A 25,575-nucleotide genomic window follows, 5' to 3' on the forward strand; every position below is an offset into this window, starting at 1 on the left:
TCGATCGGGCTGGAAATCAAATCAACACATCCGGCCAGGACGGCCGGACAGGGGCGAAGGGATTCGCACAACAAGGATAAAGCATTGAACGCGATCACCCCCGATTTGCACCGCGACGACAGCCAGCAGCGCCTGGAGCGCCTGTCCGACATCGCCGAGCGACTGCTGGCGCGCGCCCGCGCGCTCGGCGCCAGCCAGGCCGAGGTCAGCTGCAGCGAAGACCGCGGGCTGGACGTCAACGTGCGCCTGGGCGCGGTGGAGACCGTGGAATCCACCCGCGACCGCGGCATCGGCGTCACCGTCTACTTCGGCCAGCGCAAGGGCAGCGCCAGCACCGCCGACCTGCACGAGTCCAGCCTGGAGGCCACCGTGGCCCAGGCCTGCGCCATCGCCCGCTACACCGAGGACGATGTGGCGGCCGGCCTGGCCGAGGCGGCACTGATGGCGCGCGAGCAGCCGGATTTCGACCGCTGGCATCCGTGGCCGCTGCAGGCCGAAGAGGCGATCGATCTGGCGTTGGCCTGCGAGGCCGCCGGCCGCGATGCCGATGCGCGCATCAGCAACTCCGACGGCGCCTCGGCCGGCACCAGCGAGAGCCTGTCGGTGTACGCCAATTCGCATGGCTTCATCGGCTGCGAGCGCAGCACCCACCATTCGCTCGCCTGCACGCTGATCGCCGGGCAGGGCGACGGCATGCAGCGCGACGGCTGGTACAGCAGCGCGCTGGCGCGCGAGGACCTGGAGCGCGCGTCGGCGATCGGCCGCCGCGCCGCCGAGCGCACCGTGGCGCGGCTGCAGCCACGCTCGCTGCCGACCGGCGAGGTGCCGGTGCTGTTCGCGCCGGAAATGGCGCGCTCGTTGATCGGGCATCTGCTCGGCGCCGTGTCCGGCGGCGCGCTGTATCGCCGCGCCAGCTTCCTGCTCGACAGCGCCGGCACCCGCCTGTTCCCCGAGTGGTTCGCGATCGACGAGCGGCCGCACCTGCGCCGCGGCCTGCGCTCGGCCGCCTTCGACGGCGAGGGCGTGGCCACCCGCGAGGCGCCGCTGGTGCGCGACGGCGTGCTGCAGCGCTACGTGCTGGGCAGCTATTCGGCGCGCAAGCTGGGCCTGCAGACCACCGCCAATGCCGGCGGCGTGCACAACCTGCAGGTGGCGGCCAACGCGGCGGACCTGCAGGCCATCCTCAAGGGCCTGCCGCGCGGCCTGCTGGTCACCGACCTGATGGGCAACGGCGTCAACCCGGTCACCGGCGATTACTCGCGCGGCGCTGGCGGGTTCTGGATCGAGAACGGCGAAATCGCCTATCCGGTGGACGAGATCACCATCGCCGGCAACCTGCGGCAGATGTTCCAGGACATCGAGGCGGTGGGTGCCGACATCGACGTGCGCTCGCACGTGCACATCGGTGCAGTGCTGGTCGGCCGGATGACGGTGGCCGGCAACGACTGAGGGCCGCGACACGCGCCGTGGAAGGTGACGGCAGCAACGTCGCACGCGCGGGGCCTGGGCATCGCCCCTACGCGCTGGCGCCGCAGGCGCTGGCCGCACTGCACCTGTGGCTCATGGCGATGCGCTGGCCCGATCGCCCCGACGCTGTGATGGGGCGAGCGCGATCCGCTGCCGTATGGGCCGATGGACCGGCGCGGCGCCCGGCGTGGCGCGCGTCCCGCTGTGCCGGCCTCGCTTGACAGCGCTGCGCGGGCCGCCGAGAGTGACGCGCCAAACGTCTTGTCCCCTCACCACCAAAGGAACGGAATACCGATGAGCGAATTCGACAACGTCACCGCCCCGCCGCCGCCGCCGGCCTCGGCAGGCCCCCAGGAAGACCGCACGGTCGCGCTGATCACCCATCTGTCGGGGATCCTCCTCGGGTTCATCGTGCCGCTGATCATCTGGCTGGTGAACAAGGACAACCCGGCCAAGTCCTTCCTCAACGATCAGGCCAAGGAAGCGCTGAATTTCCAGATCACCATCGCCATCGCCTACGTGATCTGCATGGTGCTCAGCGTGATCATCATCGGCGGCTTGCTCGCGCCGGTGGTGTGGGTGGTGAACCTGGTGCTCTGCATCCTGGCCGGCATCAAGGCCAACGAAGGTGTCGCCTACCGCTACCCGTTCGCGCTGCGCCTGATCAAGTAAGCGCACCTGCGAGGCATCTCCGAAGGCCCGGCCGTTGCGCCGGGCCTTTTTTGTGCCCGCACTGCGCTCCGGCGGGAGAGCGCAGGGCGGCCAAGCGTCACGCCGCCGCCGGCCGGTCAACCGCGGCCAGAGCGGTGCGTTTGCAAGGCTGTCGCCATCACCGGAGCGCCGCATGATCCGCCGCGAGAGCTTGAGCGCCGCCAACCGCTTCGGTCTGGGTGCCCGTCCCGGGGAACTGGTCGCCATGGGCGAGCCGCGCGACTGGCTCGCCGCGCAGTTGCAGTCGCCCCCGCTGGCGGCGGAGTTGCAGCGCCTGCCCGACAGCCTGGCCTACCTGCGCCGCGAGGCCGACTACCAGCGCGAGCGCCGCCAGGCGCGGCAGCAGGCGGCCGGCGATCCGCAGCAGGCCGCCCTGCAGGCGCAGCAGGCCGCGCGCGGGCTGTACCGGCAGGCACAGGCGCAGGAACTGGCGGCGCGCTACCGGGTCGCAGTGGTCACCCCGGCCGGATTCGCCGAGCGCCTGGTGCAGTTCTGGTCCAATCATTTCGCGGTCTCGGTCGACAAGCGTGCAGCCGCGCTGTACGCGGCGCCGATGGAACGCGAGGTGATCCGCCCGCACTGCATGGGCCGCTTCGCCGACCTGCTGCTGGCGGTGGAGCGGCACCCGGCGATGCTGCGCTACCTGGACAACGCCAATTCGGTCGGCCCCGACTCGCTGCTGGCGCAACGCGCGCAGCGCCGGGCCATGCGCATGGATCCCGAACGCCCGGCGCGCCGCCTGGGGCTCAACGAGAACCTGGCGCGCGAGATCCTGGAACTGCACACCCTCGGCGTGGACGGCGGCTATACCCAGGCCGACGTCACCGAACTGGCGCGTGCGATCACCGGCTGGGGTGTGCCGGCCCCGCGCGATGTCGAGCAGGGCATGCCCGAGACCGCCTTCGTGTTCCGCGCGCCGGCGCATGCCGCCGGCAGCCGCCTGGTGCTGGGCCGGCGCTATGCCGAGGACGGCGTGGCGCAGGGCGAAGCGATCCTGACCGCGCTGGCGCGGCATCCCGCCACCGCGCAGCACGTCTCGTTCAAGCTGGCCCGGCACTTCGTCCGCGACGATCCGCCGCCAGCGTTGGTGCAGCGCATGGCCGACGCGTGGCGGCGCAGCGATGGCGACCTGCGCCACGTCTACCGCGCCCTGATCGACAGCCCCGAGGCCTGGGACGCGCAGGCGCGCAAGTTCAAACCGCCGCAGGATTTCGTGGTGTCGGCACTGCGCGCCGGAGGTATCTGGCCCGAGGCGCCGCCGCAGCAGAAGACCGTGCTGACTCTGCTGGCGCGGATGGGGCAGCCGCCGTTCACCCCGCGCTCGCCGGCCGGCTATGCCGATGTAGCAGCGGAATGGAGCGGCGCCGACGCGCTGTGGAAGCGCGTGCAGGCCGCCGAGGCGCTCGCCGGGATGGCTCCGGGCGATCCGCTGACGCTGGCCGCGACCGCGTTCGGCGACGGTCCGGATACGGACACGCTGACCGCGGTGCGGCGTGCCGAATCGCCGCGCGAAGGCGTGGCGGTGCTGCTGGCCAGCCCGGCCTTTCAATGGCGCGCCTGAGAGACGCGCGGTCCGATCCGCGATGGGAGAAGCTCCGATGCTACTGACACGCCGTCGTTTCCTTGCCGCCAGCGGTGCGGCCACCGTGTTGAGCCTGTGGTCGGGCAGCGGCCTGGCCGCGCCGGGCGCCGATACGCGCCTGCTGGTGGTGCTGCTGCGCGGCGCGCTGGACGGGCTGCACGCGCTGGTGCCGACCGCCGATCCCGACTACGCACGCCTGCGCGGCGCACTGGCGCCGCAGCAGACCCTGGCCCTGGACGGCAGCTTCGCGCTGCACCCGGCGCTGGCGTTCGCGCACGCGCTGTACGCGCGCAAGCAATGGCTGCCGGTGGTGGCGGTGGCACCGCCGTACCGCGAGCGCTCTCACTTCGAGGCGCAGGATTGCCTGGAGAACGGCACCGCGCGGCCCAGCGGTGCCTCCAGCGGCTGGCTCAACCGCTGCGCGCTGGCCCTGCACGGCGCCGAGGCGGTGTCGGTGAGCGCGGTGACGCCGCTGATCATGCGCGGCCCGGGCGCGGTCACCAGCTGGTCGCCGCCGCTGCCGAGCGTGGTCAATCCGATCCTGCTGCAGCGCCTGCAGCCGCTGTATGCCGCCGATCCGCAGCTGGCCGGCGATTTCGCGCGCGCGCTGCGCGAGCAGGGCATGCAGGTGGACAGCGTCAAGGGCGGGCAACTGCCGCAGGCGATGAGCGCGGCGGCCAGCTTCATGGCCAAGCCCGACGGGCCGCGGATCGGCTTCGTCGAGGATACCGGCTGGGACACCCACGGCAACCAGGCCGCGGTGCTGCAGCGCAAGCTGGGCGAACTGGATGCGGGGCTGCGCGCGTTCCACGATGGCGCGCAGGCCTGCTGGTCGCGCAGCGTGGTCGCGGTGGTGACCGAGTTCGGCCGCACCGCGGCGGTGAACGGCACCGGCGGGACCGACCATGGCACTGGCGGCGTGGCCTTCCTAGCCGGCGGCGCGGTGCGTGGCGGGCGCATCGCGGGAGACTGGCCCGGCCTGTCGCCGCGGGCCTTGAACCAGGGCCGCGATCTGCGTGCCACCAGCGACCTGCGCAGCCTGTTCCGGCACGTGCTCGCTGCGCATCTGGGCGTGTCCGAGCGCGCGCTGGACACCCAGGTGTTTCCCGGCAGTGCGGGATTGTCGAGATTGGAAGGATTGGTGGCCTAGGCCACCCCGGCCACCAAGGCGTGCGGCACGGGCCGCACGCGAACCGGGCGCCGACGACGGGTCGGCGCCCGGGCACTCACCGGCGCAGCGGACTCAGTTCTGCGACGGATTGTTCTCGGCGAAGTACTCGTGGCTGTCGGCGTTCTTCACCGCGCGCGCCGGATTGCTGGTGGCCAGGCTCTTGGCCGCGCTCTGACCGTAGGCGTAGTCCTGGGTGCCGGCGACCACGCTGAAGTGGCTCATTTCGTGGATCAGGGTGCCGGCCTTGGAGTCGGTGCCGGTCACCGGCGCGCTCCAGAACGCATTGCACACGTAGATCTGATACGGCTGATCCGGGTACACGTAGGCGTAGGAGCTGTCGCTGCAGCCGCAGTTGATGGTGATCTGCCCGTTGTTCTGGTCGATCGCCGAATCGATGTTGACGAAGTTGGAGGTGGCGGTGCTGTAGCGGCTGGCGTTGTAGGCGCCGAACCAGGTGGTGTAGCGCGCGCCGGTGCTGCCGCCGTTGAGGTAGGTCTTGGCGTTCTGCGAGTAGGTACGCGCCGCGCTCACCGCGCTGCCGATGGTGCTGATCTGGCTGGTGCTGCACGAGGCGTAGTTGATGCCGTTGACCACCGCTTGCGGGCCGGCCATCAGGTCGTTGCGCACGGCGCGGCCGCGGCCGCCGTCCAGCCACACCGTCAGCGGCGCGCTGGACAGGGTCTGCGGCTCGCCGTCGGCGCGCAGCATGCGCGCGCCATCGGCGAACGCGGCGCCTTGCAGCGGCGCGTTGAGGCGGATGCTGTAGGTGCCGCTGCGGGTCAGGTCGTAGGCCTGGCCGAGATCGATCTGCGCCTGGCGCGTTTCGCCCGGCTGCAGCACCACCATGTCTTCGGCGCGCGGCGCGGCGCGCTTGACCAGACGCCCGACGTAATCCACCGGCTTGCCGTCGCGCTGGACCTGGAACAGCGCGTTGTCGAGATCGCCCAGCGGCAGTTCCCACTTGGGCACGCGCGCGACCTGCGCGCCGGTGTTGCGGACGGTCACCGCCATCTGGCCGCGCTGCTGGCCGTCGGCGTCGGCGACCGGGGTCAGTTCGACCTGCAGCGGTGCGGGCGTGCGCGTGAGTTGCGATTGCGCGGTGGCTGCCGAGATGATGCCGACCAGGCTGAAGCCGATCGCTGCCGAGATCCGGGATGCGTGTTTCATGCAGTCTCTCTCCGTCGAAAGTGGGCGCCCCATGACAGGGGCCGAAGCAAACTAGCCCGGTGCCGCGCGCGTGCGCGCCCAACGCGCGTTTGTCTTCGATTTCGTCCAGCGAAGCGCGCGCCAGGTCTCAATATCGGCGTCACCGAGGTACGCGGCGCCACGTCCGATGCATCGCGATGACGCGTTGCCTGAGCGTCGATGAACGCACCGTCGCGGCGATGCTAGAGTCGGCGTCCACCTCATGCAGGGGAACCGCCATGCGATGTCTGCGCCTGCTCTCGGCCATTATGGTGGCAGCGTGGTCGTGCGTGGCCTTCGCCACGCCGGTCACGCCGCGCGCGATCGTGCTGGACGTGCAGGGGCCGACCACACCGCGCGATCGCTTCTACGATCTGTCGGTCGGCGCGGACTATCCGGGCACGCTGCAGCGCGAGGACAGCCTGGCGCAGCTGCGCACCGCGCGGAACGAACTGGGGTTCCGCTACGTGCGCTTCCACGCGATCTTCCATGATGTGCTGGGCACCTACCGCGAGGTCGACGGACAGCCGCGTTACGACTGGAGCGGGATCGATCGTCTGTACGACCGCCTGCTCGGCATGGGCATCCGCCCGTTCGTCGAACTGGGGTTCACTCCGGAGGCGATGAAGACCTCCGACCAACACATCTTCTATTGGAAGGGCAACACCTCGCACCCGCGGCTGGACCGGTGGACCGGGCTGGTGGACGCCTTCGTGCGCCACCTGCGCCAGCGCTACGGCGAGGACGAAGTGCGCCGCTGGTATTTCGAGGTCTGGAACGAGCCGAATCTGGCCGGATTCTGGGAAGGCGCCGATCAATCCGCCTATTTCGCGCTGTACGCGGCGACTGCGCGCACGCTCAAGCACATCGATCCGCAGTTGCGGGTGGGCGGCCCGGCCACCGCGGGCGCGGACTGGGTGCCGGCCTTCATCGCCCAGGCGCATGCGGCGGGCACGCCAGTGGACTTCATCACCACCCACACCTATGGCGTGGACGGCGGCTTCCTGGACGAGCAGGGCCAGAGCGACACCAAACTGTCGCCTGCACCGGATGCGATCAGCGGCGACGTGCGCCGCGTGCGTGCGCAGATCCAGCACTCGGCGATGCCCGGGTTGCCGTTGTACTTCACCGAATGGAGCAGCAGCTACACGCCACGCGATCCGGTGCACGATAGCTACCTGAGCGCGGCCTACATCCTGAGCAAGCTGCGCGCGGTGGAAGGACTGGTGCAGGGCATGAGCTACTGGACCTACAGCGATCTTTTCGAGGAACCGGGGCCGCCCACAGCGCCGTTCCAGGGCGGGTTCGGCCTGCTCAACCCGCAGGGCCTGCGCAAGCCGGCGTACTTCGCCTACCGGTATCTCAACGCACTGGGCGAACGTCAATTGCGCAATGCCGACCCGCAGAGCTACGCGACCTACGACGACGGCGTGCTGAAGGTGCTGGCCTGGGAGTTCGTCGCGCCGCATCAGGACAAGAGCAATCGCCCCTATTTCACCCAGGTGCTGCCGGCCGCGCCGGCGCCGCCGCTTCGCCTGCAATTGCGCGGGCTGGCGCCGGGCGCCTATCGCGTGGCGATCCGTCGCACCGGTTTCGACGCCAACGATGCCTACAGCGCCTACCTGCGCATGGGCGCGCCGACGACGCTGAGCGCGACGCAGCTAGGGCGCTTGCAGGCGTTGACTGCCGATGCGCCGGCGCTGCGACAGTTGCGGGTGCGCCGCGATGGCCGCGCGCAGCTTGATGTGCCGATGCGTGCCAACGATGTGGTGCTGCTGGAGCTGCGTCCGCGCTGAGCGCGTGCCCTGTCTGTCGTGGGCACGGTGCGTGCGCCGATTGGCGCGGGAGCAGCCTCGGCCGCGCTTGCAGCCACGCATTTGTGGCGTGGGCGTGCGCTGCGCTCCGCCGGCACAGCAGCCTGCTGGCGTCGTGTGCGTCCGAGCGGCTTGCGCGTGTCGCACGCCGGCGCGCGTGCCGGCGCAGTGGCTAGTGCGCGCGATCGACCGCTAGCCGCGCCAGTGCCGCCAGCGCATCGGCGGCGTCGCCGTAGCCGTGCAGGCTGTCGCGCATCGCCTGCGCCAGTTCGGCCAGCTTGGCCTTGGCGCCGTCCATGCCGAGCAGGGCCGGGTAGGTGGATTTGGCCTGCGCCGCGTCCTTGCCGGCGGTCTTGCCGAGCTGTTCGGAGCTGGCTTCGACGTCGAGGATGTCGTCGCGTACCTGGAAGGCCAGGCCCATCGCATTGGCGAACGTGTCCAGCTGCGCAAGCGCATCGGCATCGGCACCGCCGCCGAGTGCGCCCAGGCGCACGCTGGCGCGGATCAGCGCGCCGGTCTTCAGCGCATGCATGCGTTGCAAGTCGGCCAAGGCCTGCACGCGGCCGGTGGCGTCGATGTCCAATGCCTGGCCGCCGCACATGCCGGCCGCACCGGCGGCCTCGGCCAGGGTCTGCAGCCACTGCACGCGCAGCGGTGCCGCCGCGTCCTCGGCATTGGCCAGCAACGCGAACGCCAGGCTCTGCAGCGCGTCGCCGGCGAGGATCGCGGTGGCTTCGTCGAAGGCGATGTGCACGGTCGGCTGGCCGCGGCGCAGGGCGTCGTCGTCCATCGCCGGCAGATCGTCGTGGACCAGCGAATAGGCGTGGATCAATTCCACCGCCAGCGCCGGTGCATCCAGGCGCGCGGCGTCGGCGCCGAACAGCGCGCCGCTGGCGTAGACCAGCAGCGGGCGCATGCGCTTGCCGCCGCCGAGGGTGGCGTGGCGCATCGCCGCGTGCAGGCGTTGCGGCGCCAGCGTGGCCGCCGGCAACTGCGCCTGTAGCCCGGCTTCCACCCGCTCGCGCCAGTGCGCGAACGCCGCCTCAGCCGCCATGGGGCGGCACGGAGTCGAAGGGTTCGGCGCTGTCGGGCTGCTCGGGATCGCTGAGCAGGCGCACGCGCAATTCGGCCTGCTCCAGCGCCTGCTGGCATTGCCGGTACAGGCCCACGCCGCGCTCGTAGGCGCTGAGCGACTGTTCCAGGCTCAGGTCGCCGGCTTCCATCTTCTCCACCAGCACTTCCAGTTCCTCGAGCGACTGCTCGAAGCGGGCGACCGGGGAGGCATCGTCTTGGGGCTTCTTGGGCATGGCGAAAGTGTGCGCGGCGGCGGCAGCAGGGTCAATGCGAGGCGCGTGCCGGCGCCGGCAGCGGATCCAGTTCCAGGCGTGCGGCGTGCGCCTGCAGCCAGTCATGCAGTGGCGCGGCCAGCAGGTCCGGTCCGGCGGCCAGCAGTTGCGTGGCATCCAACAGCAGCGGCAGGCGCATGCGCTGCCACGGCGGCAGCGCCTGCGCCTGCAGCAGGTGCTTGAGCGACTGCGACTGCGTGCGTCCGGGCAGGCGCAGGCGTTCGCCGCCGCGGCGCGCGCGCACCAACAGCGGCGTGTCGAAGGCCAGCGGCTTGTCGGCGCTTAGGTGCAGGCGACGGCCATCGGGCAATGGCAGCGGCGCGCGGCCGTCCCAGTGCGCCTGCCAGTCGGCCGGCCAGGGCGCGAGGTCGCGCTCGGCGTACAGCATGTCGCGCCAACTGCGCACGCAGGCGCCATGCCAGGCGAACTGCGCCGCGGCGTCGGCGCGCGGCTGCAGCAGGTCGCGTTCGATCGCGGCCAGGCCGGCCGCCGGCAGCGGCGGCAGGCCGGCCTGCGCGACCCAGTGGCGTAGCACGCGCGCGCGCCGCGCCGCGGGCAGGGCGCGCAGCGGGGCGAGCGGCAGCGGAGCGCCCGGGGCGTCCTGCAGCGCATCGAGCGCGGCGCGGTCGTCCGCCTCCAGCAGTGCACTGGCATCGGCGCATAGCTGCGCACTGCGGGCGAGGGCGGCGTCGGCATGCGGCCAGCGCTGCCGCAATAACGGCAACACCTGCAGGCGCAGGAAATTGCGGTCGAAGCCGGGGTCGGCATTGCTGGGATCGTCGATCCACTGCAGGCCGTGCTGCTGCGCATAGGCATGCAGCGCAGTGCGCGGCTGCGCCAGCAGCGGCCGCCACAGGCGGCTGCCGGCGAAATCGGACAGCGCCTGCATCGCCGCCAGGCCATCCGGGCCGGACGCGCGCAGCGCACGCAGCAGGAAGGTCTCGGCCTGGTCGTCGCGGTGTTGCGCCAGCGCCAGCCATTCGCCGGGCTGCAGCGCCTGCGCGAAGGCCTGGCGCCGTGCTTGCCGCGCCGCCGCCTCCAGGCCATCGCCGCTGTCGCGCGGCACCTGCACCCGCACCACCTGCAGCGGCACCGCCAGCGCGTTGCACACGGTTGCGCAATGCGCGGCCCAGGCATCGGCATCGGCATGCAGGCCGTGGTGCACGTGCAGCGCACGCAGGCCGGCGTCACGGTAGGACGGTTGTTGCGCGAGCAGGTGCAGCAGCACGGTCGAATCCAGCCCGCCGCTGAGGCCGAGCAGCAGCGGCGCCGGCGCCGGATCGGGCAGTGCGGCGGCGAGTGCGGACAACGGGGACGGAGAGGCATGCGGCGGCATCGCGTCACTGTAGACGCAAGCGCAGGTCAGCGCGAAACGTGGCATGGCGAGGTCTTCGCGCCTGAGCAGCGTTGTGGGAGGGGCTTCAGTCCCGATGCCTTTCAGTTAATCGCGTCGGGACTGAAGTCCCTCCCACAAGAGCAGGTATCGGCACTCGTGGCTGTCCCAAATGCTCGCTCAGCCCGGTGCCCGCTCGATGTTGGCCGCCGGCGCACGACGACTGGCCTGCCGCCAGCGCGCGACGGCGCTTGAAGCCGCGCAACGTGAGTTGGCCCTCTGTGGGAGGGACATCAGTCCCGATGCCTTTCAGCTAATCGCGTCGGGACTGAAGTGCCTCCTCCAAGGGCAGGTATCGGCACTCGGCGCTGTCCCGGATGCTTGCTCAGCCCGGTGCCCGCTCGATGTTGGCCGCTAGCACGCGACGCTCGGCCTGTGGCCAGCGCGCGACGCGGTCTGAAGCAGCGCAAGCGTTGGCTAGCGTCATGTGGGAGGGACTTCAGTCCCGATGCCTTTCAGCTAGTCGCGTCGGGACTGAAGTCCCTCCCACAAGGGCAGGTGTCGGCACTCGGGGCTGTCCCGGATGCTTGGTCAACCCGGTGCCCGCTCGATGTTGGCCTCTAGCACGCGACGCTCGGCCTGTGGCCAGCACGCGACGAGGTCTGAAGCAGCGCAAGCGTTGGCTAGCGTCATGTGGGAGGGACTTCAGTCCCGACGCGGGGATGTCTCACTTCGGGGGTGCGCTTCCCGCGATATCGGGGGAGATTCAAAAGGGACGCGTCACAGAGGACCAGCCATGTCGGCGCTTCTGCGACAACGCAGCCATGCCGCACACGATCATCGGCTCAGCGCTTGGGCGCCGGCACCTAGCGGTTGTGGCGATCGATGGAGTACCAGCGGCCGCCCTGCATCGGCGTGTGTCCATCGGCGTCGGGCGTGCCCGCGCTGCAGCCGTCGCAGACCGCGGCCACGCCGTGCTCGAACGGCCAGGCGAAGTCGTGGACCGGCGCGATCACCTCGCGCAGTTGCCGGTCGTAGAAGCCGATCCGGCCATTCAAAATGCCGCGGGTCAGACCTTCCGTGAAGCCATCCGGGCCGTTGTCCCAGGTGATCACCGGCAGGCTGCGACCATCGGCGCGGACGTAGTAAAAGCGCGCGCCGACGCTCAGCAACGCCAGCCCGTCGCGATCGAAGTGCAGGCGCCGCAGCGCCTGCGGCGTCAGCGCCAGGCGCCCGTCGGCGCCGAGCTTGCAGCCCGGCACGACGTCGCGGTCGGTGTTCGGATCGCCGAGCCGGCAGGCGCCGTCGGGCTGCGCCTGTGCCTGCACAGCAACTGTGGTTGCCGACAGCGCGAGCAACGCCGCTGCCGCATGCACGCGGCCACGGCGCCACGGCCGGGGCAGCAATCGGCTCACTGCGCGGTCGCAGCGCTCGTCATGAACGCCGCCGGCTTGGGCAGTTCCACCGGCACGCCATCGCTGTTGCAGGTGCCGGCCTGGCACAGCCGTGCGCGCAGGGTCGGCGTGGCCTGCACGATCACGTGGTAGATCACGTTCTCTTCCAGGCTGCCGCGGAACGCATTGCTGCCGGGGCCTCGCGCCCAGATGCCGACGTCGTCGCCGCCGTGGGTCTCGGCCTTGGTCGGCACCAGCGCTTCCTGCATGAAGTCCGGGCTTTCGGTGTCGACGTGGGTCAGGTCGGGACGGCCGTTGGCCGGCTCGAAATTGCTCGGCGCATGCGGGAAGGTCTTGATCCCGGCCGGCTGCTGGTTGCTGGCGCCGGTGTAGCCGGGGCCGTTGGCGTAGCTGAGCGTGGCGTAGGGCTGGCCGTTGCCGTCCAGTGCCAGGTCGCCGGTGTTGGCGTCCTCGCCGCTGGTGCCGCGCACCTTGCCCAGGATCGGGTTGCCGCGCTGCGGGTAGCCGACGAAGTTCAGCGTGTGCGAGTGGTCGGCGGTGACGATGATCAGCGTGTCCTCGGCCGAGGTCGCGTCCGCCGCGGCCTGCACCGCCTGCGACAGGGCGATGGTCTCGTCCAGCGCGCGGTAGGCGTTGCCGGCGTGGTGCGCGTGGTCGATGCGGCCGCCTTCGACCATCAGCACATAGCCGTTCTTGTCCTGCGACAGGGTGCGGATCGCGGCCTTGGTCATCTCGGCCAAGCTCGGGTCGCCATTGGCGCTGCGGTCGCGATCATGGTCGAACTGCATGTGGTCCGGCTCGAACAGGCCCAGCAGCGCCGGCGCGTTCTGCGCCGCTTCCAGTTGTCCGCGGGTCCACACGTAGGCGCCCTGCGGATGGCGCTGGCGCCATTCGCCGACCAGGTCGCGGCCGTCCAGGCGCAAGCCGACCTTGTCGTCGTACTCCGGGTCGCGCTGCTCGACGGTGGTGAACTGGCCGCGGCCGCCGGCCAGCATCACCTGCGGGCCGCGCCCGAAGCGCGCGCTCACCATCTGCTGGGCGATGTCGCGGCAGCCTTCGGCCACCGCCTTCTCCGGCAGGTCGGCGTCGCTTTCCCAGTTGCGCTCGGGCACGTGCGCGTAGGTCGCGGCCGGGGTGGCGTGGGTCAGCCGGGTGGTGGTGACGATGCCGGTGCCCATGCCGGCGCTGTCGGCCAGTTCCAGCCAGCTCAGCAACTGTTTGCCGAGGCTGTCGGCGCAGGCGTCGCGCTTGCCGGCGGATACGCCGATCGCGCCCATGTGGGTCTTCACCCCGGTGGTGATCGAGCTCATGGTGCCGGCCGAATCCGGCGTCTGCGAATCGGTGTTGTAGGTCTTGCTCAGCGCGGTGGCCGGGAACGCCTCCCACGACAGCTGGTTCTCCTCGCCGGAAGCGCCCTTGCGCTGGCCGTCGAGGATGCGCGCGGCGGCGACCGTGGTCAGGCTCATGCCGTCGCCAAGGAACAGGATGACGTTCTTGGCCTTGCCGCGCATCGCACCGTTGTTGGCGGCCTTGGCCGCGCCGCTGCGGTACCACCAGGCCGGGGTCTCGCCGGCCGGATGGGCCACGGCGGGGACGACTATCGGCGCGACGTTGGCGCTGGCGGCCGGCGCGTGCGGCGTGCTGGCGCAGGCACCCAGCAGCAGGGTGGAGGCGGCGGCGAGAGCGGAAACGGGAAGGCGCATACGCAGAACGGGTCCTGAACAACGAAGTCCCCCGCATTATGCCGGCTGCGACAAGGCACGCCGATGACATCGCGCCTTTCCAGCCATGGCGTCGTCGCTGCTGCCGGGGTGCGCTATCGTGCGAAACCCCCCGATCTCTCTGGACAGCGTCGATGAAACTGGTGACGGCCTGGTTACGCATTCCGTTCTGGCAGCGCGTGGTCGCCGGCTTTCTGCTGGGCGCCCTGGCCGGCTGGGCGCTGGGCCCGACCGCGGAGACCTGGTTCAAGCCGCTGGGCGACCTGTACGTCACCCTGATCAAGATGATCGCGGTGCCGCTGGTGTTCTTCGCGGTCATCAATGCGATCTCGGCGCTGCACGGGCAGCAGTCGGTGGCCAAGCTGGGCGGGCGCACCTTCCTGTGGTTCGTGGTCACCGCGGCGCTGGCGGTCGGCGTCGGCCTGGCCGTGGGCACCGTGCTGCAGCCGGGCGCCGGCCACCTGGGCCTGCGCGTGGACAGCGCCTGGACCCCGCGCGACGTGCCCAGCCCGGTGCAGGTGCTGCTGGACGTGGTGCCGTCCAATCCGTTCTATGCGCTCACCGGCATCGGCACCAAGACCAACGCCGCCGGCGAGACCGTGCTGGCGGCCGGGCGCGGTTCGATCCTGCCGGTGATCTTCTTCGCCGCGCTGCTCGGCTTTGCCATGGTCAAGCTCGGCGAGCGCGTGGCCGAGGCGCGCAAGCTCACCAAGCAGATGAGCGAGATCATGATCCAGGTCACCCGCTTCGTGCTGGAGATGACCCCGCTCGGCACCTTCGGCCTGATCGCCGCGCTGGTCGGCGGCTACGGCTTCGGCAAGCTGCTGCCGTTCGGCAATTTCGTGCTGGCGCTGTACCTGGCCTGCGCGATCCACATCGTGGTGGTCTACAGCAGCCTGCTGCTGGTGCACGGGCTGAACCCGTGGAAGTTCTTCCGCGGCGCCGCGCCGGGCATGCAGGTGGCCTTCGTCAGCTCCTCCAGTTTCGCCGCGATGCCGGTGGCGCTGCGCTCGATCACCCACAACCTCGGCGTCAACAAGGACTACGCGGCGTTCGCGGTGCCGTTGGGCGCCAGCATCAAGATGGACGGCTGCGGTGCGATCTTCCCGGCGCTGTGCGCGGTGTTCATCGCCCAGTACACCGGCGTGCCGCTGACCGCCAACCAGTACTTCGTGGTGCTGATCGCCTCGGTGCTGGGCAGTTTCGGCACCGCCGGCGTGCCCGGCACCGCGGTGGTGATGGCCACGGTGGTGCTAAGTGCGGCCAACCTGCCGCTGGAGGTGATCGGCTACCTGTACGCCATCGACCGCGTGCTGGACATGATGCGCACCATGACCAACGTGACCGGGCAGATGCTGGTGCCGGTATTGGTGGCCAAGGAAACCGGCCTGCTCGACCGCGGCATCTACGAGGCCGCCTCGAGCAATGTCGGCCTGGAAGATCCGCCGGTCGACGGTTCCGGCCAGGTCCGTTGATGCTCCGGTGAGCACGGCCGCCGAGAGCCTGCGCGCGCAGCTGCGGCAGTTGCCGGGGCTGACGCTGCGCGAGGGGGTGCTGGTGCACGACGCGCTGCCGGACGACCCATTCGAGCAGCGCTATCTGGAGGTGCGCCGCCGCGAAGGCCGCCTCTACAGCGACGCGCAGGTGCGCACGCTGCCGCAGCCGCCCGGCGCGCTCGGCGCCAGTCACGAATGGCGGGTGCGTGCCGAATCGTGCCGGCGCCTGTTGCGCCACCTGCGTGCGCGCGGCGGCGACGGGCCGCTGCTGGAACTGGGCTGCGGCAACGGCTGGCTGTCGCATCGCTTGGCCAGCGGCCTGCAGCGCGAAGTCTGCGGCGTGGACGTCAATCGCACCGAACTTGCCCAGGCGGCGCGGGTGTTCGCCGACGCGCCGCAGCTGAGCTTCGTCGCCGGCGACATCCTGCGTCTGCCGCTGCCGTCCCAGCGGTTCGATGTCGTGGTGGTGCCGGCTTGCATCCAGTACTTCGCCGATCCGCGCGCGCTGATCGCACGCTTGCTGCGGCTGCTGCAGCACGATGGCGAGCTGCACATCCTCGACAGCCCGTTCTATGCCGACGCCGAGCAGGCCCGGGCCAGCGCCGCGCGCAGCCTGCGCTACTTCAGCGACCTGGGCTGCGCCGAACTGGCGCAGCAGTACCACCAGCATACCGACGCAGTGCTGGACGGCATCGTGCTGCGCCGGTTGTTCGACCCCCGCCGGCTGTCGGTACGCTGCCTGCGCGCGCTGCGCTGGCGCCAGCCGCATTTCCCGTGGCTGTGCATCCGCAAGCGCGACAACCTGGCGCTGGCCGCGGCGTAGTCGACCCCATCGGCCGGCCGGCACAGCGCCGCCGTGGCCGCAGGCCATTGCGGCGCCATTGCGATTGGCGGCGTCGGCGCATGGCAGACTGCCGCCTCCTTCCCCTGCATGGATTCCCGATGAGCGGCACGCAACGCGAACTGACCTTCCGCTTCCTGGCCGAACCGATCGACGTCAACTACGGCGGCAAGGTCCACGGCGGCGTGGTGATGAAGTGGATCGACCAGGTCGGCTACGCCGCCGCGGTGGGCTGGAGCGGCCACTACAGCGTGACCGTGGCGGTGGGCGGCATCCGCTTCGTGTCGCCGATCCGCATCAGCGACATGGTCACGGTCAGCGCCAAGCTGGTCCACACCGGCACCAGCAGCATGCATTTCGCCATCGAGGTGCGCGCCCGCGATCCGATGGGCGGCGAGCCGCGCCTGTGTACGCATTGCATCATCGTGTTCGTGGCCCTGGACGGCGTCGAAGGCCGCCCGACCGCGGTCCCGGCCTGGCATCCGGACACCCCGGAAGACCATCGCCTGGCCGAGTACGCGCAGAAGGTGATGGAACTGAGCAAGGGCATCGAGGACACCATCGCGCATTACCACGGCTGAGGGCGCGCGCCCGCGCTGGCTCAGGCGCGCCAGTCCGCCGGCGCGGTGCGGCAGTCGCCATCGAACAGGCGGCCGCCGTGCGCGGCCAGTTCCTGCTGCGCCAGCGCCAGCACCGGCGCGCAGTCGGCGCTGGCGAACAGCGTGGCGAAGGCCTGCTCGAAGCGCGCGCCCACCGCCGGATCCATCCGTGCCAGCAGGCGCGGCACCCACTTGCCGCTGCCGTACCAATGGCCGCGCCCGCGCAGTGCCAGTTCCGCCAGGCGCGGATGCAGCAGGGCGCCGATCGCGACGATCTCGGCGGTGCTGCGCTCTCCGCACAGGTCGTCGACCAGGTCGGTGATCTCGTAGCGCAGCGCGTCCCGTTGCGCCGGCGTCAGTGGCAGCGGCCCGGCCTGCAGTCGCGCGGCGATCTGGCCTTGCAGGGCACGTGCGGCGTCGGTCGCGGTGCCGACGATGGTGCCCTCGGCGATCATGTGCAGCAGGCTGGGACGGCCGCGGGCCGCATCGTCATCGATGAACCAGGCCAGCGTACCCGGATCGTGCACGAAGGCCTCGACCGGCACACCCTCGGCCAGGAACGATTCGCGACGTGCCGCCGGCAGGCTGTCGTAGACCACCACCAGATCGATGTCGGACAAGCGCGTGCCTTCGCCGCGCAGGATCGAGCCGGCGGCGAAGCCGAAGGCCGCGCCGGCATAGCGGGTGGACAGCAGCGACTGCGCGATCGCCAGTGCCTGGGCGGGCGTGGGCTGGGCGGGAGTGAGCAACATCAGCGCAGCGCCTGCCGGTGCGGCCAGGATGCAACCCGGCGACGGTGGTCATGGGCATGGCAGGGGAGCAGGGCGGGCGAGGCAGGTGGTGTCATCGACATTCCGGTGACGCGATCGAGGCGGGCCAGCGTAGCGTGCCGTCGGGCAGGGCGGGTGGCGGCGATGACGCAGCAGGTGGACAGCGCGGCATCGCAGCGGCAATCCGGCGACACCCGGGCGCAATAAAAAAGGCCGCTGTCGCCAGCGGCCTTTCTTCGCATTGCGCACAGACGGGGGTGGCTTACATCGCCACGCGGCGCGCCTGCACGAACTTCTCGCCCCAGTAGCCGGAGGTCAGCGTGTCCACGCGCACGTCCTTGCCGCGGCTGGGGGCGTGCAGGAAGCGGCCCTCGCCGACGTACAGGCCGACGTGGTCGACGCGGCCCTTGCGGCCGAAGAACACCAGGTCGCCCGGGGCCAGCGCGTCGCGGTCCTTGATCAGCTGGGCGTTGGCCTCGCGGGCCATTTCGCGCGACACGCGCGGCAGTTCGATGCCCAGCGCGGTGCGGAACACGTAGCCGACCAGGCCACTGCAGTCGAAGCCTTCAGTGTCCTCGCCGCCCCAGCGGTACGGGGTGCCCAGCAGCGCCATGGCGCGCTTGAGCACGGACTGGACCTTGTCGCCGCCCGGGACCACGCCTTCGCGCGGGACCGGCTGGGATACGTCGTAATTGGCCAGCAGGCGGCTGATGTCGCCGGCGAACATCGCCGAGCGGTCCATCAGCGGAATGGTGTCGTTGGCGGCCAGGTGCGGCAGCAGGGCGGCCAGCGTGGCGCTGGCGGCGGCGTCGGCCTTGCTGCGCGTCGGCGCGGGGGCCTGGGCAACGGCCGGCTTGGCCGAGGCGACGGGAGTGGAGGTCTGCGCGGTCGCCGGTGCGGTGGTCGCGGTGGCGCCAACCTGGGCCGGAGCGGGAGCGACGGTCGCGATCGCTTCCGGGACGACGGTGTCGGCGGGAGCGGTCTGGGCCAGGGCCGGGAGGGCCGAGAAACAGAGCGAGGCGGTGCAGAAGAGGCGGAAAGCGGTCCGGCGGGGAACGGCGGGCTTGCCTGGAGAGGTCTGGGCTTCGGTCGTCACGCTTGGATCACAAAATAAAACGATGGGGGATCATGCCTTGTAGACAGAAATAGGAAGTTCAAATAAGGTTAAAATTTCGTAATTATGAATGTGGGTGAAATCACAATTCAGTGCAAAACCCGCTTTGCGCCCGTGTAATGGTCCCGCCAGTAGGCCCCATCCAGTGAATCCAGGCGGACGGTTCCGCCGGTGCTGGGGGCATGCACGAAGCGGCCTTCGCCGACATAGATTCCGACGTGCGTCACATTCCCGGCGCTGCCGAAGAACACCAGGTCGCCGGTGCTCAGGCGCTGCGGATCGATCCGCGGCCCCTGTACAGCGGCCAGTTCGCGCGAGGTGCGTGGCAGCCGCAGGTCGAGCATGTCGCGATAGACGTAGGCGACCAGGCCGCTGCAGTCGAAGCCGGATTCGGGGGTGTTGCCGCCGTAGCGGTAGGGGGTGCCGACCAGGCCCAGCGCGCGCATCAGCACCGCGTTGGCCGCGCCCGGGTCGGCGGGTGCCACCTGCGGCCACTCGCGCACGGTCACCGGTGCCGGCCGGGTGTGGCGGACCTCGTGGCGTCCGCAGGCCGCCAGCGCCGCGGCGCACAGCAGCGGAAGCCACCACGGGAACGCGCGGCGGCCGCGCGGCGAAACTGGCGTGTTGTGCATGGAGCCGGGATAATGCGCGACCTCAGAAGGCCGCCATCATGGCGGCGCTCCCGGCGGCCGACAAGCCGCCCATCCCGTCTGCCCCCGGCAGCCACAGCGCAGAGTGCACATGAAGATCGAAAAAGACCGCGTCGTCCGTTTCCACTACACCGTTTCGGAAGTCGGTCAAGAGCCGATCGAAAGCTCCAAGGACCGCGATCCGCTGGTGATCCTGGTCGGCCACGGCAACATCATCCCGGGCCTGGAGAACGCGATGATGGACAAGGCCGCCGGCGACAGCTTCGGCGTCGACGTGGCGGCCAAGGACGCCTACGGCGAGTACCGCGAGGGCCTGAGCCAGCGCGTGCCGAAGAAGCATTTCGGCACGGCCAAGCTGCAGCCGGGGAGCCAGGTGGTGCTGCAGACCAATTTCGGCCCGCGCGCGGTCACCGTGCAGAAGGTCGGCATGAGCGTGGTCGACGTCGACCTCAACCATCCGATGGCCGGCAAGGACCTGCACTTCGACGTGGAGATCGTCGACGTGCGCGAAGCCAGCGCCGAAGAGATCGAGCACGGCCACGTGCACGGCGACGGCGGTCACCACCACTGAGTGCGTTGGCGGCGGTACCGGTCGCACCGGTGCCGCCAGCCTCGGCGTCGCGTACAGCGGCGCCGTCGCGCCGCCGCGGACGCCGGCGGCCTTCTTGATCGCGGCGAGGGGACATTCGCCGGCCTTCCGTCCGGTGCCCGCCTTGGCTTCCTCCGCCCCCGTGTTGCAGCCCGTCGCGCCCGCCGAGCGCATCGCCACGCTGGACGTGCTGCGCGGCTTCGCCCTGCTGGGCATCCTGCTGATGAACATCGAGGGCTTCGTCGGTCCGCTGGACGCGGCGATGACCGGCCTGGATCCGACGCTGCGCGGCGCCGACCGCATCGCCGATGCGCTGGTCTACATCCTGGTGCAGGGCAAGTTCTACACCTTGTTCTCGCTGCTGTTCGGCATGGGCTTCGCAGTGATGGCGCAGCGCGCCGAGATCGCGCGGCGGCCGTTCGGTGGCTTCTTCCTGCGCCGCAGCGCGGGGCTGCTGCTGATCGGCCTGCTGCATGCCGTGCTGCTGTGGTCCGGCGACATCCTGGTCAGCTACGCGCTGCTGGCGTTCATGCTGCTGGCGTTCCGCGAGGCGCCCACGCGCTGGCTGCCCGGCATGGCGCTGGTGGTGTACCTGTTCGCGCCGGCGCTGTGGCTGTTGATCGGCGCCGCCGCCTGGGCGGCGCAGGCCGATCTGCACGGTGCGGTGCAGTGGCACCGGGACATGGCCGAGCAGGCGCAGCACGGCGCGGCGGCGCTGGCGCAGCAGCGCGAGGTGTTCGGCCACGGCAGCTACGCCCAGGCCACCGCGCAGCGCGCGCGCGACCTGGTCGAATCGTTGAGCGGGCTGCTGTTCAATGCGCCGACCATCTTTGGCATGTTCCTGCTCGGCGCCTGGTGCGTGCGCAGCGGACTGACCGCGCAACCGCAGCGCTTCCCGCGGCTGCTCGCGGTACTGCGCTGGGGCGTGCTGCCGCTGGGGCTGGCGCTGATGCTGCTGAGCTTCCGGCTGGAGCCGTGGATGGACCCGGCACGGCTGGATCTGCGGCTGACGTTTGCCTACGCCCTGGCCAGCGTCGCCAGCGGCCTGATGGCACTGGGCTACGCGGCCTGGCTGGTGCGCGCCGCACCGGCGTTGCAGTGGCTGGCGCCGGCCGGACGCATGGCGCTGAGCAACTATCTGCTGCAGTCGCTGGTGTGCACCACGTTGTTCTACGGCTACGGGTTCGGCTATTTCGAACAACTGCCGCGCGCCTGGCAGATCCCGTTCGTGGTCGTGCTGTTCGCGCTGCAGGTGGCGTTGTCGCACTGGTGGCTGCAGCGGTTCCGCTTTGGCCCGGTGGAGTGGTTGTGGCGGTCGGCCAGCTACCTGCGCTGGCAGCCGATGCGCCGCCGCGACGCGGCCTGAGCGCAGGCGCTGTGGCGGCGTCCTCACATCTGCCGCGCGGCCGCCCATGGCATGCTCCGCGGCGACCGAGACATGCGACAGGACAGCCGATGGACGATGTGAGAAGTGGAGACGGGTTCGCCAGCGACGCCACTGCACCGCGCGCCGAGCGTGCGCCGTGAGCGGGCCGATCCGCGATTACGACCTGCTGGTGCTGGGTGGTGGTTCGGGTGGCCTGGCCACCGCGTTCCGCGCCGCCAGCCAGGGCGCGCGGGTGGCGATCCTGGAGCCGAGCGCGCTCGGCGGCACCTGCGTCAATGTCGGCTGCGTGCCGAAGAAGGCGATGTGGCTGGCGGCGGAACTGGTCGAGCGCATCGACCTGGCGCGCGCGGTCGGTTTCGCCATTCCCGAGGCCACGCTGTCCTGGGCCGAACTGGTGGCGCATCGCCAGGGCTACATCGGCAACATCCACGCCAGCTACCGGCGGCGCCTGGATGCCGATGGCGTGGTGCTGATTCCGCGGCGCGGCCGACTGGTCAATGCGCACACCGTCGAATGCGACGACGGCGTGCGGGTCAGCGCCAAGCACGTGGTGATCGCCACCGGTGCGCATCCACTGCGGCCGGACATCGAAGGCGCCGAACTGGGCCTGGTCTCGGACGACTTCTTCAACCTGTGCGAGGCGCCGCCGCGGGTGGCGATCGTCGGCGGCGGCTACATCGCGGTGGAACTGGCTGGGCTGTTGCAGGCGCTGGGCAGCCGGGTGGAGCTGTACGTGCAGGGCGAGCGCCTGCTGGAGCGGTTCGATGCGGAACTGGCCCGGCAGCTCGCCGACAATCTGCGCCACCAGGGCGTGCGCCTGCATTTCGGCTATCGCGCCAGCGCCCTGCGCCGCAGTGGCGAGGGCCTGTGCGTGGTCGACGCGCAGGGGCAGTCTGGCGAGACCGTCGACAAGGTGTTCTTCGCGATCGGGCGCCGGCCCAACACACGCGATCTGGGCCTGGAAGCGCTGGGCGTGCGCCTAGGCGACAAGCACGAGATCGTCGTGGACGACTACCAGAACACCGACGTGCCGGGGCTGTACGCGATCGGCGACGTGGCCGGCAAGGTCGGCCTGACCCCGGTGGCGATCGCCGCCGGGCGCAAGCTGATGGATCGCGTGTTCGGCGACCGGCCGCAGGCGCGGCTGGACTACGAGAACGTGCCCAGCGTGGTGTTCTCGCACCCGCCGCTGGGCCAGGTGGGACTGGGCGAGGAGCAGGCGCGCGCTCGCTACGGCGCCGACGCGGTGACCGTGTACCGCAGCAACTTCCGGCCGATGCTGCAGGCGCTGGCCGATTCGCCGCAGCGCAGCCTGTTCAAGCTGGTGTGCGTCGGCGCCGACGAACGCGTGGTCGGCGTCCATCTGCTCGGCGATGGTGCCGACGAAATCCTGCAGGGCTTCGCGGTGGCGTTGAAGCTGGGTGTGACCAAGCAGCAACTGGAAGACACCGTGGCGATCCATCCGACCTCGGCCGAGGAAGTGGTGCTGATGCGCTGAAGCCGCGGCGATCCGACGGCGGGTTGGCCGTCGCGCCGTAGAATGGCGGCATGCACGTGTCCTCTTCTCCCTGCCGCGGCGCTGCGCGATGAGCGCGCCCGGCACGTCCGCCCCCGTCGCTTCCTCCGCCACCCAGGCCAGCCTCGGTGGCGTGCTGCTCGCCGCGGGCGGCGCGATCGCGTTTTCCGGCAAGGCCATCATCGTCAAGCTGGGCTATCGCTATGGCGTCGATGCGGTGACTCTGCTGGCCTTGCGCATGCTGGTGGCGCTGCCGTGCTTCGCGGCGATGGCGCTGTGGGCGGCGCGCCGCGCGCCGCCGCTGCAGCCCGGCGACCGCTGGCGGATCGTCGCGCTGGGTGTGCTCGGCTACTACCTGGCCAGTTTCCTGGATTTCCTCGGCCTGGCCTACATCACCGCGACCCTGGAGCGGCTGATCCTCTATCTCACCCCGACCCTGGTGCTGCTGATCGGCGTGCTGCTGTGGCGGCGGCGTCCGCAGCGGCGCCAGTTGTGGGCGCTGGCGTTGAGCTATCTGGGCGTGCTGCTGGCGTTCGGCCACGACCTGCGCATCGGCGGCGCGCGCACTGCCTGGGGCAGCCTGCTGGTGCTTGGCAGCGCGCTGGCCTATGCGGCCTACCTGGTCGGCAGCGGCCAACTGGTGGCGCGGGTCGGCGCGGTGCGGCTGACCGCCTACGCCAGCCTGGTCGCCTGCGCGCTGTGTATCGCCCAGTTCCTGCTGCTGCGGCCGCTGCACGCGCTGGCCTTGCCGGCGCCGGTGTACGCGCTGTCGCTGCTCAACGGCACGCTGTGTACGGCGGTGCCGGTGCTGGCGACGATGCTGGCGGTGCAGCGCATCGGCTCGGCGCTGGCGTCGCAGATCGGCATGCTCGGCCCGGTCTCGACCATCGTGCTCAGCGTGCTGCTGCTGGGCGAGGCGATGGGGCCGTGGCAGATCGCCGGCACCGTGCTGGTGCTGGGCGGCGTGCTGCTGGTGTCGCGGCCGGCGCGGGCGGGGCCGGCATGAGCCCGCGGCGGCCGCTTGCAGCGACGGCAGCGGCGCCGGCCGAGACGACGGCGGCCGCCGAGGCGCACGCGCGGATCCTGGCGACGATCCGGGCGATCCCGCCGGGCCAGGTGCGCGGCTATGGCGAGGTGGCGATGCTGGCCGGGTTGCCGGGACGCGCGCGCCTGGTGGCGCGCCTGCTCGGCGGCAACACCGACGCTGCGCTGCCCTGGCACCGGGTGCTGCGCAGCGACGGCCGCATCGCGTTCCCCGAAGGCTCGCGTGGCCATCGCGAACAATGCCAGCGCCTGCGCGCCGAAGGCGTGGTGGTGCAGGGCGGGCGGGTGAAACGTGCGCCTAAGCCGGCGCGGGATCTCGATGCCGAGGTGTGGGGGCCTAGGTAGCGACACCTTAAGAGAACTGTGGCGGCCCCTGTCTCAAAGAGGAGAAGAGGCCGGCTGTGAATGGCGTAGCCCCTCTCCCCCCGGGAGAGGGGTTGGGGGAGGGTAGGAGCGCGAAGCGCATGTGGTGTTTGAACTGCACGAGGCTGCGCTCGTACCCTCATCCGCCCCTTCGGGGCACCTTCTCCCGGAGGGAGAAGGAAATGCCAAGCCCCTCTCCCTCTGGGAGAGGGGTTGGGGTGAGGGTAGGGCGCGAAGCGCATGCGGTGTTTCGACTCCACGAGGCTGCGCCCGAACCCTCATCCGCCCCTTAGGGGCACCTTCTCCCAAGGGGAGAGGGGAATGCTAAGCCCCTCTCCCTTCGGGAGAGGGGTTGGGGTGAGGGTAGGGGCGCGAAGCGCATGTGGTGTTTCGACTCCACGAGGCTGCGCCCGAACCCTCATCCGCCCCTTCGGGGCACCTTCTCCCGGAGGGAGAAGGGAACGCCAAGCCCCTCTCCCTGCGGGGCGACAGGGCACGGCGTGCGCGCCACTGGCGCGCGTGCCCTGGAGCGCCCGCGCCGCAAGCGCGGGCCGGGGCGTGGAGCAGGGGTTGGGGTGAGGGTACGGGCGCGAAGCGCATGCTGCATGTTGATTGCGCGAGGCTTCTCCCGCGCCCTCATCCGTCTCTTCGGCGCACCGCGCTCGCAATTTCTTGGAAGAGGAGCATTGGTCGTGGAATGCCAGCCACGCTGGTTGGAGTTCAGCCTCCAGCGAGCGGCTATGATGGGGGCAGTTGCCACGGACCCGACCATGTTTCCCAGACTTCCGCCCGTCACCCAAGCGCTGCTGATCGGCAACGTCGTGGTGTTCCTGCTGCAGATGCTGTTCGGCATGGACACCTTCTCGCCCTTCATGTTGTGGCCCATCGGTGCCTTCGACGCGTTCTCGCCCGGGGAGAACTTCCAGCTTTGGCAGTTGCTGACCTACGGCTTCCTGCACGGCAGCTTCTCGCATCTGTTGTTCAACATGCTGGCGCTGTACATGTTCGGCGGACCGCTGGAGCAGACCTGGGGCAACAAGCGCTTCCTGACCTACTACCTGGTCTGCGTGGTCGGCGCCGGCCTGTGCCAGTTGCTGGTCGGCTGGTGGATGCTCAGCAACGGCAACGCGCCGTATCCGACCCTGGGCGCCTCGGGCGGCATCTTCGGCCTGCTGCTGGCCTTCGGCATGCTGTTTCCGAACCAGCGGGTGGTGCTGCTGTTCCCGCCGATCCCGATGAAGGCGCGCACCTTCGTGATCGTGTTCGGCGCGCTGGAACTGCTGATGGGCTTCACCGGCTGGCAGCCGGGCGTGGCGCATTTCGCGCATCTGGGCGGCATGCTGTTCGGTTGGCTGATGATCCGCTACTGGCGCGGCCAGCCGCCGTTCGGCAAGCGCAAGCCGCCGCGTCCGCGCATCGTGCGCTGAGCGAAAACGCCTGCCGCTGCGCGCCGCAAGCGCA

23 protein-coding genes are annotated in these 25,575 nt (G+C 70.5%); 14 read left to right on the forward strand and 9 right to left on the reverse strand.

Annotation, left to right across the window (positions count from 1 at the left end):
* Window positions 1-84 precede the first annotated feature (84 nt).
* From pmbA to RAB71_RS07105, 4 genes are all read left to right on the forward strand, one after another.
* Window positions 85-1,449 carry a metalloprotease PmbA gene (gene pmbA, locus RAB71_RS07090; protein WP_010344466.1) on the forward strand — a complete coding sequence of 455 codons (1,365 nt, stop codon included), beginning with the start codon at window positions 85-87 and terminating at the stop codon, window positions 1,447-1,449.
* Window positions 1,450-1,761: 312 nt separating this feature from the next.
* Window positions 1,762-2,139 (forward strand): DUF4870 domain-containing protein, encoded by a 378-nt coding sequence (locus tag RAB71_RS07095; protein ID WP_010344465.1) that lies wholly within the window; start codon window positions 1,762-1,764, stop codon window positions 2,137-2,139.
* A 172-nt stretch (window positions 2,140-2,311) separates the two neighbouring features.
* On the forward strand, window positions 2,312-3,739 hold the full coding sequence (locus RAB71_RS07100; protein WP_010344464.1) for a DUF1800 family protein: 1,428 nt from the start codon (window positions 2,312-2,314) through the stop codon (window positions 3,737-3,739).
* Window positions 3,740-3,776: 37 nt separating this feature from the next.
* Window positions 3,777-4,910: a DUF1501 domain-containing protein gene (locus tag RAB71_RS07105; RefSeq protein WP_010344463.1), complete on the forward strand. Its 1,134-nt coding sequence runs from the start codon at window positions 3,777-3,779 to the stop codon at window positions 4,908-4,910.
* Window positions 4,911-5,003: 93 nt separating this feature from the next.
* Here RAB71_RS07105 and RAB71_RS07110 read toward each other — a convergent pair whose 3' ends face one another.
* Window positions 5,004-6,098, reverse strand: a complete 1,095-nt coding sequence (locus RAB71_RS07110) for a M35 family metallo-endopeptidase (RefSeq protein ID WP_010344461.1) — start codon at window positions 6,096-6,098, stop codon at window positions 5,004-5,006.
* 257 nt (window positions 6,099-6,355) lie between these two features.
* Here RAB71_RS07110 and RAB71_RS07115 point away from each other — a divergent pair, with 257 nt between their 5' ends.
* Window positions 6,356-7,912, forward strand: a complete 1,557-nt coding sequence (locus RAB71_RS07115) for a beta-xylosidase (RefSeq protein WP_100224045.1) — start codon at window positions 6,356-6,358, stop codon at window positions 7,910-7,912.
* Between the two features lie 190 nt (window positions 7,913-8,102).
* On the opposite strand, the gene RAB71_RS07120 is transcribed toward RAB71_RS07115, so the two are convergent.
* The 5 genes from RAB71_RS07120 to RAB71_RS07140 all read right to left on the reverse strand — a co-directional run bounded on the left by RAB71_RS07120 (window position 8,103) and on the right by RAB71_RS07140 (window position 13,727).
* A complete protein-coding gene (locus RAB71_RS07120) occupies window positions 8,103-8,984 on the reverse strand; it encodes a polyprenyl synthetase family protein (protein WP_010344459.1) in 882 nt (293 codons plus the stop codon).
* Window positions 8,974-9,237, reverse strand: coding sequence for an exodeoxyribonuclease VII small subunit (locus tag RAB71_RS07125; RefSeq protein ID WP_010344458.1), 264 nt, complete (start codon window positions 9,235-9,237; stop codon window positions 8,974-8,976). Before RAB71_RS07125 ends, RAB71_RS07120 begins: the two co-directional genes overlap by 11 nt.
* A 31-nt stretch (window positions 9,238-9,268) precedes the next feature.
* Complete coding sequence (tilS, locus tag RAB71_RS07130; RefSeq protein WP_244170790.1) at window positions 9,269-10,585, reverse strand: tRNA lysidine(34) synthetase TilS; 1,317 nt, start codon at window positions 10,583-10,585, stop codon at window positions 9,269-9,271.
* A gap of 890 nt (window positions 10,586-11,475) precedes the next feature.
* Window positions 11,476-12,024 (reverse strand): WG repeat-containing protein, encoded by a 549-nt coding sequence (locus tag RAB71_RS07135; RefSeq protein WP_234006596.1) that lies wholly within the window; start codon window positions 12,022-12,024, stop codon window positions 11,476-11,478.
* The gene (locus tag RAB71_RS07140) at window positions 12,021-13,727 is read right to left on the reverse strand and encodes an alkaline phosphatase (RefSeq protein ID WP_010341295.1); all 1,707 of its coding nucleotides are present in this window, start codon (window positions 13,725-13,727) and stop codon (window positions 12,021-12,023) included. Before RAB71_RS07140 ends, RAB71_RS07135 begins: the two co-directional genes overlap by 4 nt.
* Before the next feature lie 152 nt (window positions 13,728-13,879).
* On the opposite strand from RAB71_RS07140, the gene RAB71_RS07145 reads away from it, so the two are divergent.
* The 3 genes from RAB71_RS07145 (at window position 13,880) to RAB71_RS07155 (ending at window position 16,663) form a co-directional block, all read left to right on the forward strand.
* Complete coding sequence (locus RAB71_RS07145) at window positions 13,880-15,220, forward strand: dicarboxylate/amino acid:cation symporter (RefSeq protein ID WP_010341294.1); 1,341 nt, start codon at window positions 13,880-13,882, stop codon at window positions 15,218-15,220.
* Window positions 15,221-15,296: 76 nt separating this feature from the next.
* Complete coding sequence (locus tag RAB71_RS07150; RefSeq protein WP_234006662.1) at window positions 15,297-16,064, forward strand: class I SAM-dependent methyltransferase; 768 nt, start codon at window positions 15,297-15,299, stop codon at window positions 16,062-16,064.
* Between the two features lie 119 nt (window positions 16,065-16,183).
* Window positions 16,184-16,663, forward strand: a complete 480-nt coding sequence (locus tag RAB71_RS07155; protein ID WP_010341292.1) for an acyl-CoA thioesterase — start codon at window positions 16,184-16,186, stop codon at window positions 16,661-16,663.
* Window positions 16,664-16,683: 20 nt separating this feature from the next.
* Here RAB71_RS07155 and RAB71_RS07160 read toward each other — a convergent pair whose 3' ends face one another.
* From RAB71_RS07160 to RAB71_RS07170, 3 genes are all read right to left on the reverse strand, one after another.
* Window positions 16,684-17,433, reverse strand: a complete 750-nt coding sequence (locus RAB71_RS07160) for a nucleotidyltransferase domain-containing protein (protein WP_010341291.1) — start codon at window positions 17,431-17,433, stop codon at window positions 16,684-16,686.
* Between the two features lie 280 nt (window positions 17,434-17,713).
* Window positions 17,714-18,547 (reverse strand): C40 family peptidase, encoded by an 834-nt coding sequence (locus tag RAB71_RS07165; RefSeq protein ID WP_010341290.1) that lies wholly within the window; start codon window positions 18,545-18,547, stop codon window positions 17,714-17,716.
* Window positions 18,548-18,654: 107 nt separating this feature from the next.
* Window positions 18,655-19,197, reverse strand: a complete 543-nt coding sequence (locus RAB71_RS07170; protein WP_010341289.1) for a C40 family peptidase — start codon at window positions 19,195-19,197, stop codon at window positions 18,655-18,657.
* A 109-nt stretch (window positions 19,198-19,306) separates the two neighbouring features.
* Between RAB71_RS07170 and RAB71_RS07175 the strand changes: the two genes are divergently transcribed.
* The 6 genes from RAB71_RS07175 to RAB71_RS07200 all read left to right on the forward strand — a co-directional run bounded on the left by RAB71_RS07175 (window position 19,307) and on the right by RAB71_RS07200 (window position 25,541).
* Window positions 19,307-19,786, forward strand: coding sequence for a peptidylprolyl isomerase (locus tag RAB71_RS07175; protein ID WP_010341288.1), 480 nt, complete (start codon window positions 19,307-19,309; stop codon window positions 19,784-19,786).
* A gap of 160 nt (window positions 19,787-19,946) precedes the next feature.
* The gene (locus RAB71_RS07180; RefSeq protein ID WP_010341287.1) at window positions 19,947-21,170 is read left to right on the forward strand and encodes a DUF418 domain-containing protein; all 1,224 of its coding nucleotides are present in this window, start codon (window positions 19,947-19,949) and stop codon (window positions 21,168-21,170) included.
* A 157-nt stretch (window positions 21,171-21,327) separates the two neighbouring features.
* The gene (gorA, locus tag RAB71_RS07185) at window positions 21,328-22,689 is read left to right on the forward strand and encodes a glutathione-disulfide reductase (protein ID WP_010341286.1); all 1,362 of its coding nucleotides are present in this window, start codon (window positions 21,328-21,330) and stop codon (window positions 22,687-22,689) included.
* Between the two features lie 88 nt (window positions 22,690-22,777).
* Window positions 22,778-23,713 carry a DMT family transporter gene (locus RAB71_RS07190; protein WP_010341285.1) on the forward strand — a complete coding sequence of 312 codons (936 nt, stop codon included), beginning with the start codon at window positions 22,778-22,780 and terminating at the stop codon, window positions 23,711-23,713.
* Window positions 23,710-24,096 (forward strand): MGMT family protein, encoded by a 387-nt coding sequence (locus tag RAB71_RS07195; RefSeq protein ID WP_010341284.1) that lies wholly within the window; start codon window positions 23,710-23,712, stop codon window positions 24,094-24,096. The genes RAB71_RS07190 and RAB71_RS07195 overlap by 4 nt, the downstream gene beginning before the upstream one ends.
* 788 nt (window positions 24,097-24,884) lie before the next feature.
* Window positions 24,885-25,541: a rhomboid family intramembrane serine protease gene (locus RAB71_RS07200; protein WP_010341283.1), complete on the forward strand. Its 657-nt coding sequence runs from the start codon at window positions 24,885-24,887 to the stop codon at window positions 25,539-25,541.
* Window positions 25,542-25,575 lie beyond the last annotated feature (34 nt).

This window comes from Xanthomonas sacchari (assembly GCF_040529065.1).
Classification (GTDB): domain Bacteria; phylum Pseudomonadota; class Gammaproteobacteria; order Xanthomonadales; family Xanthomonadaceae; genus Xanthomonas_A; species Xanthomonas_A sacchari.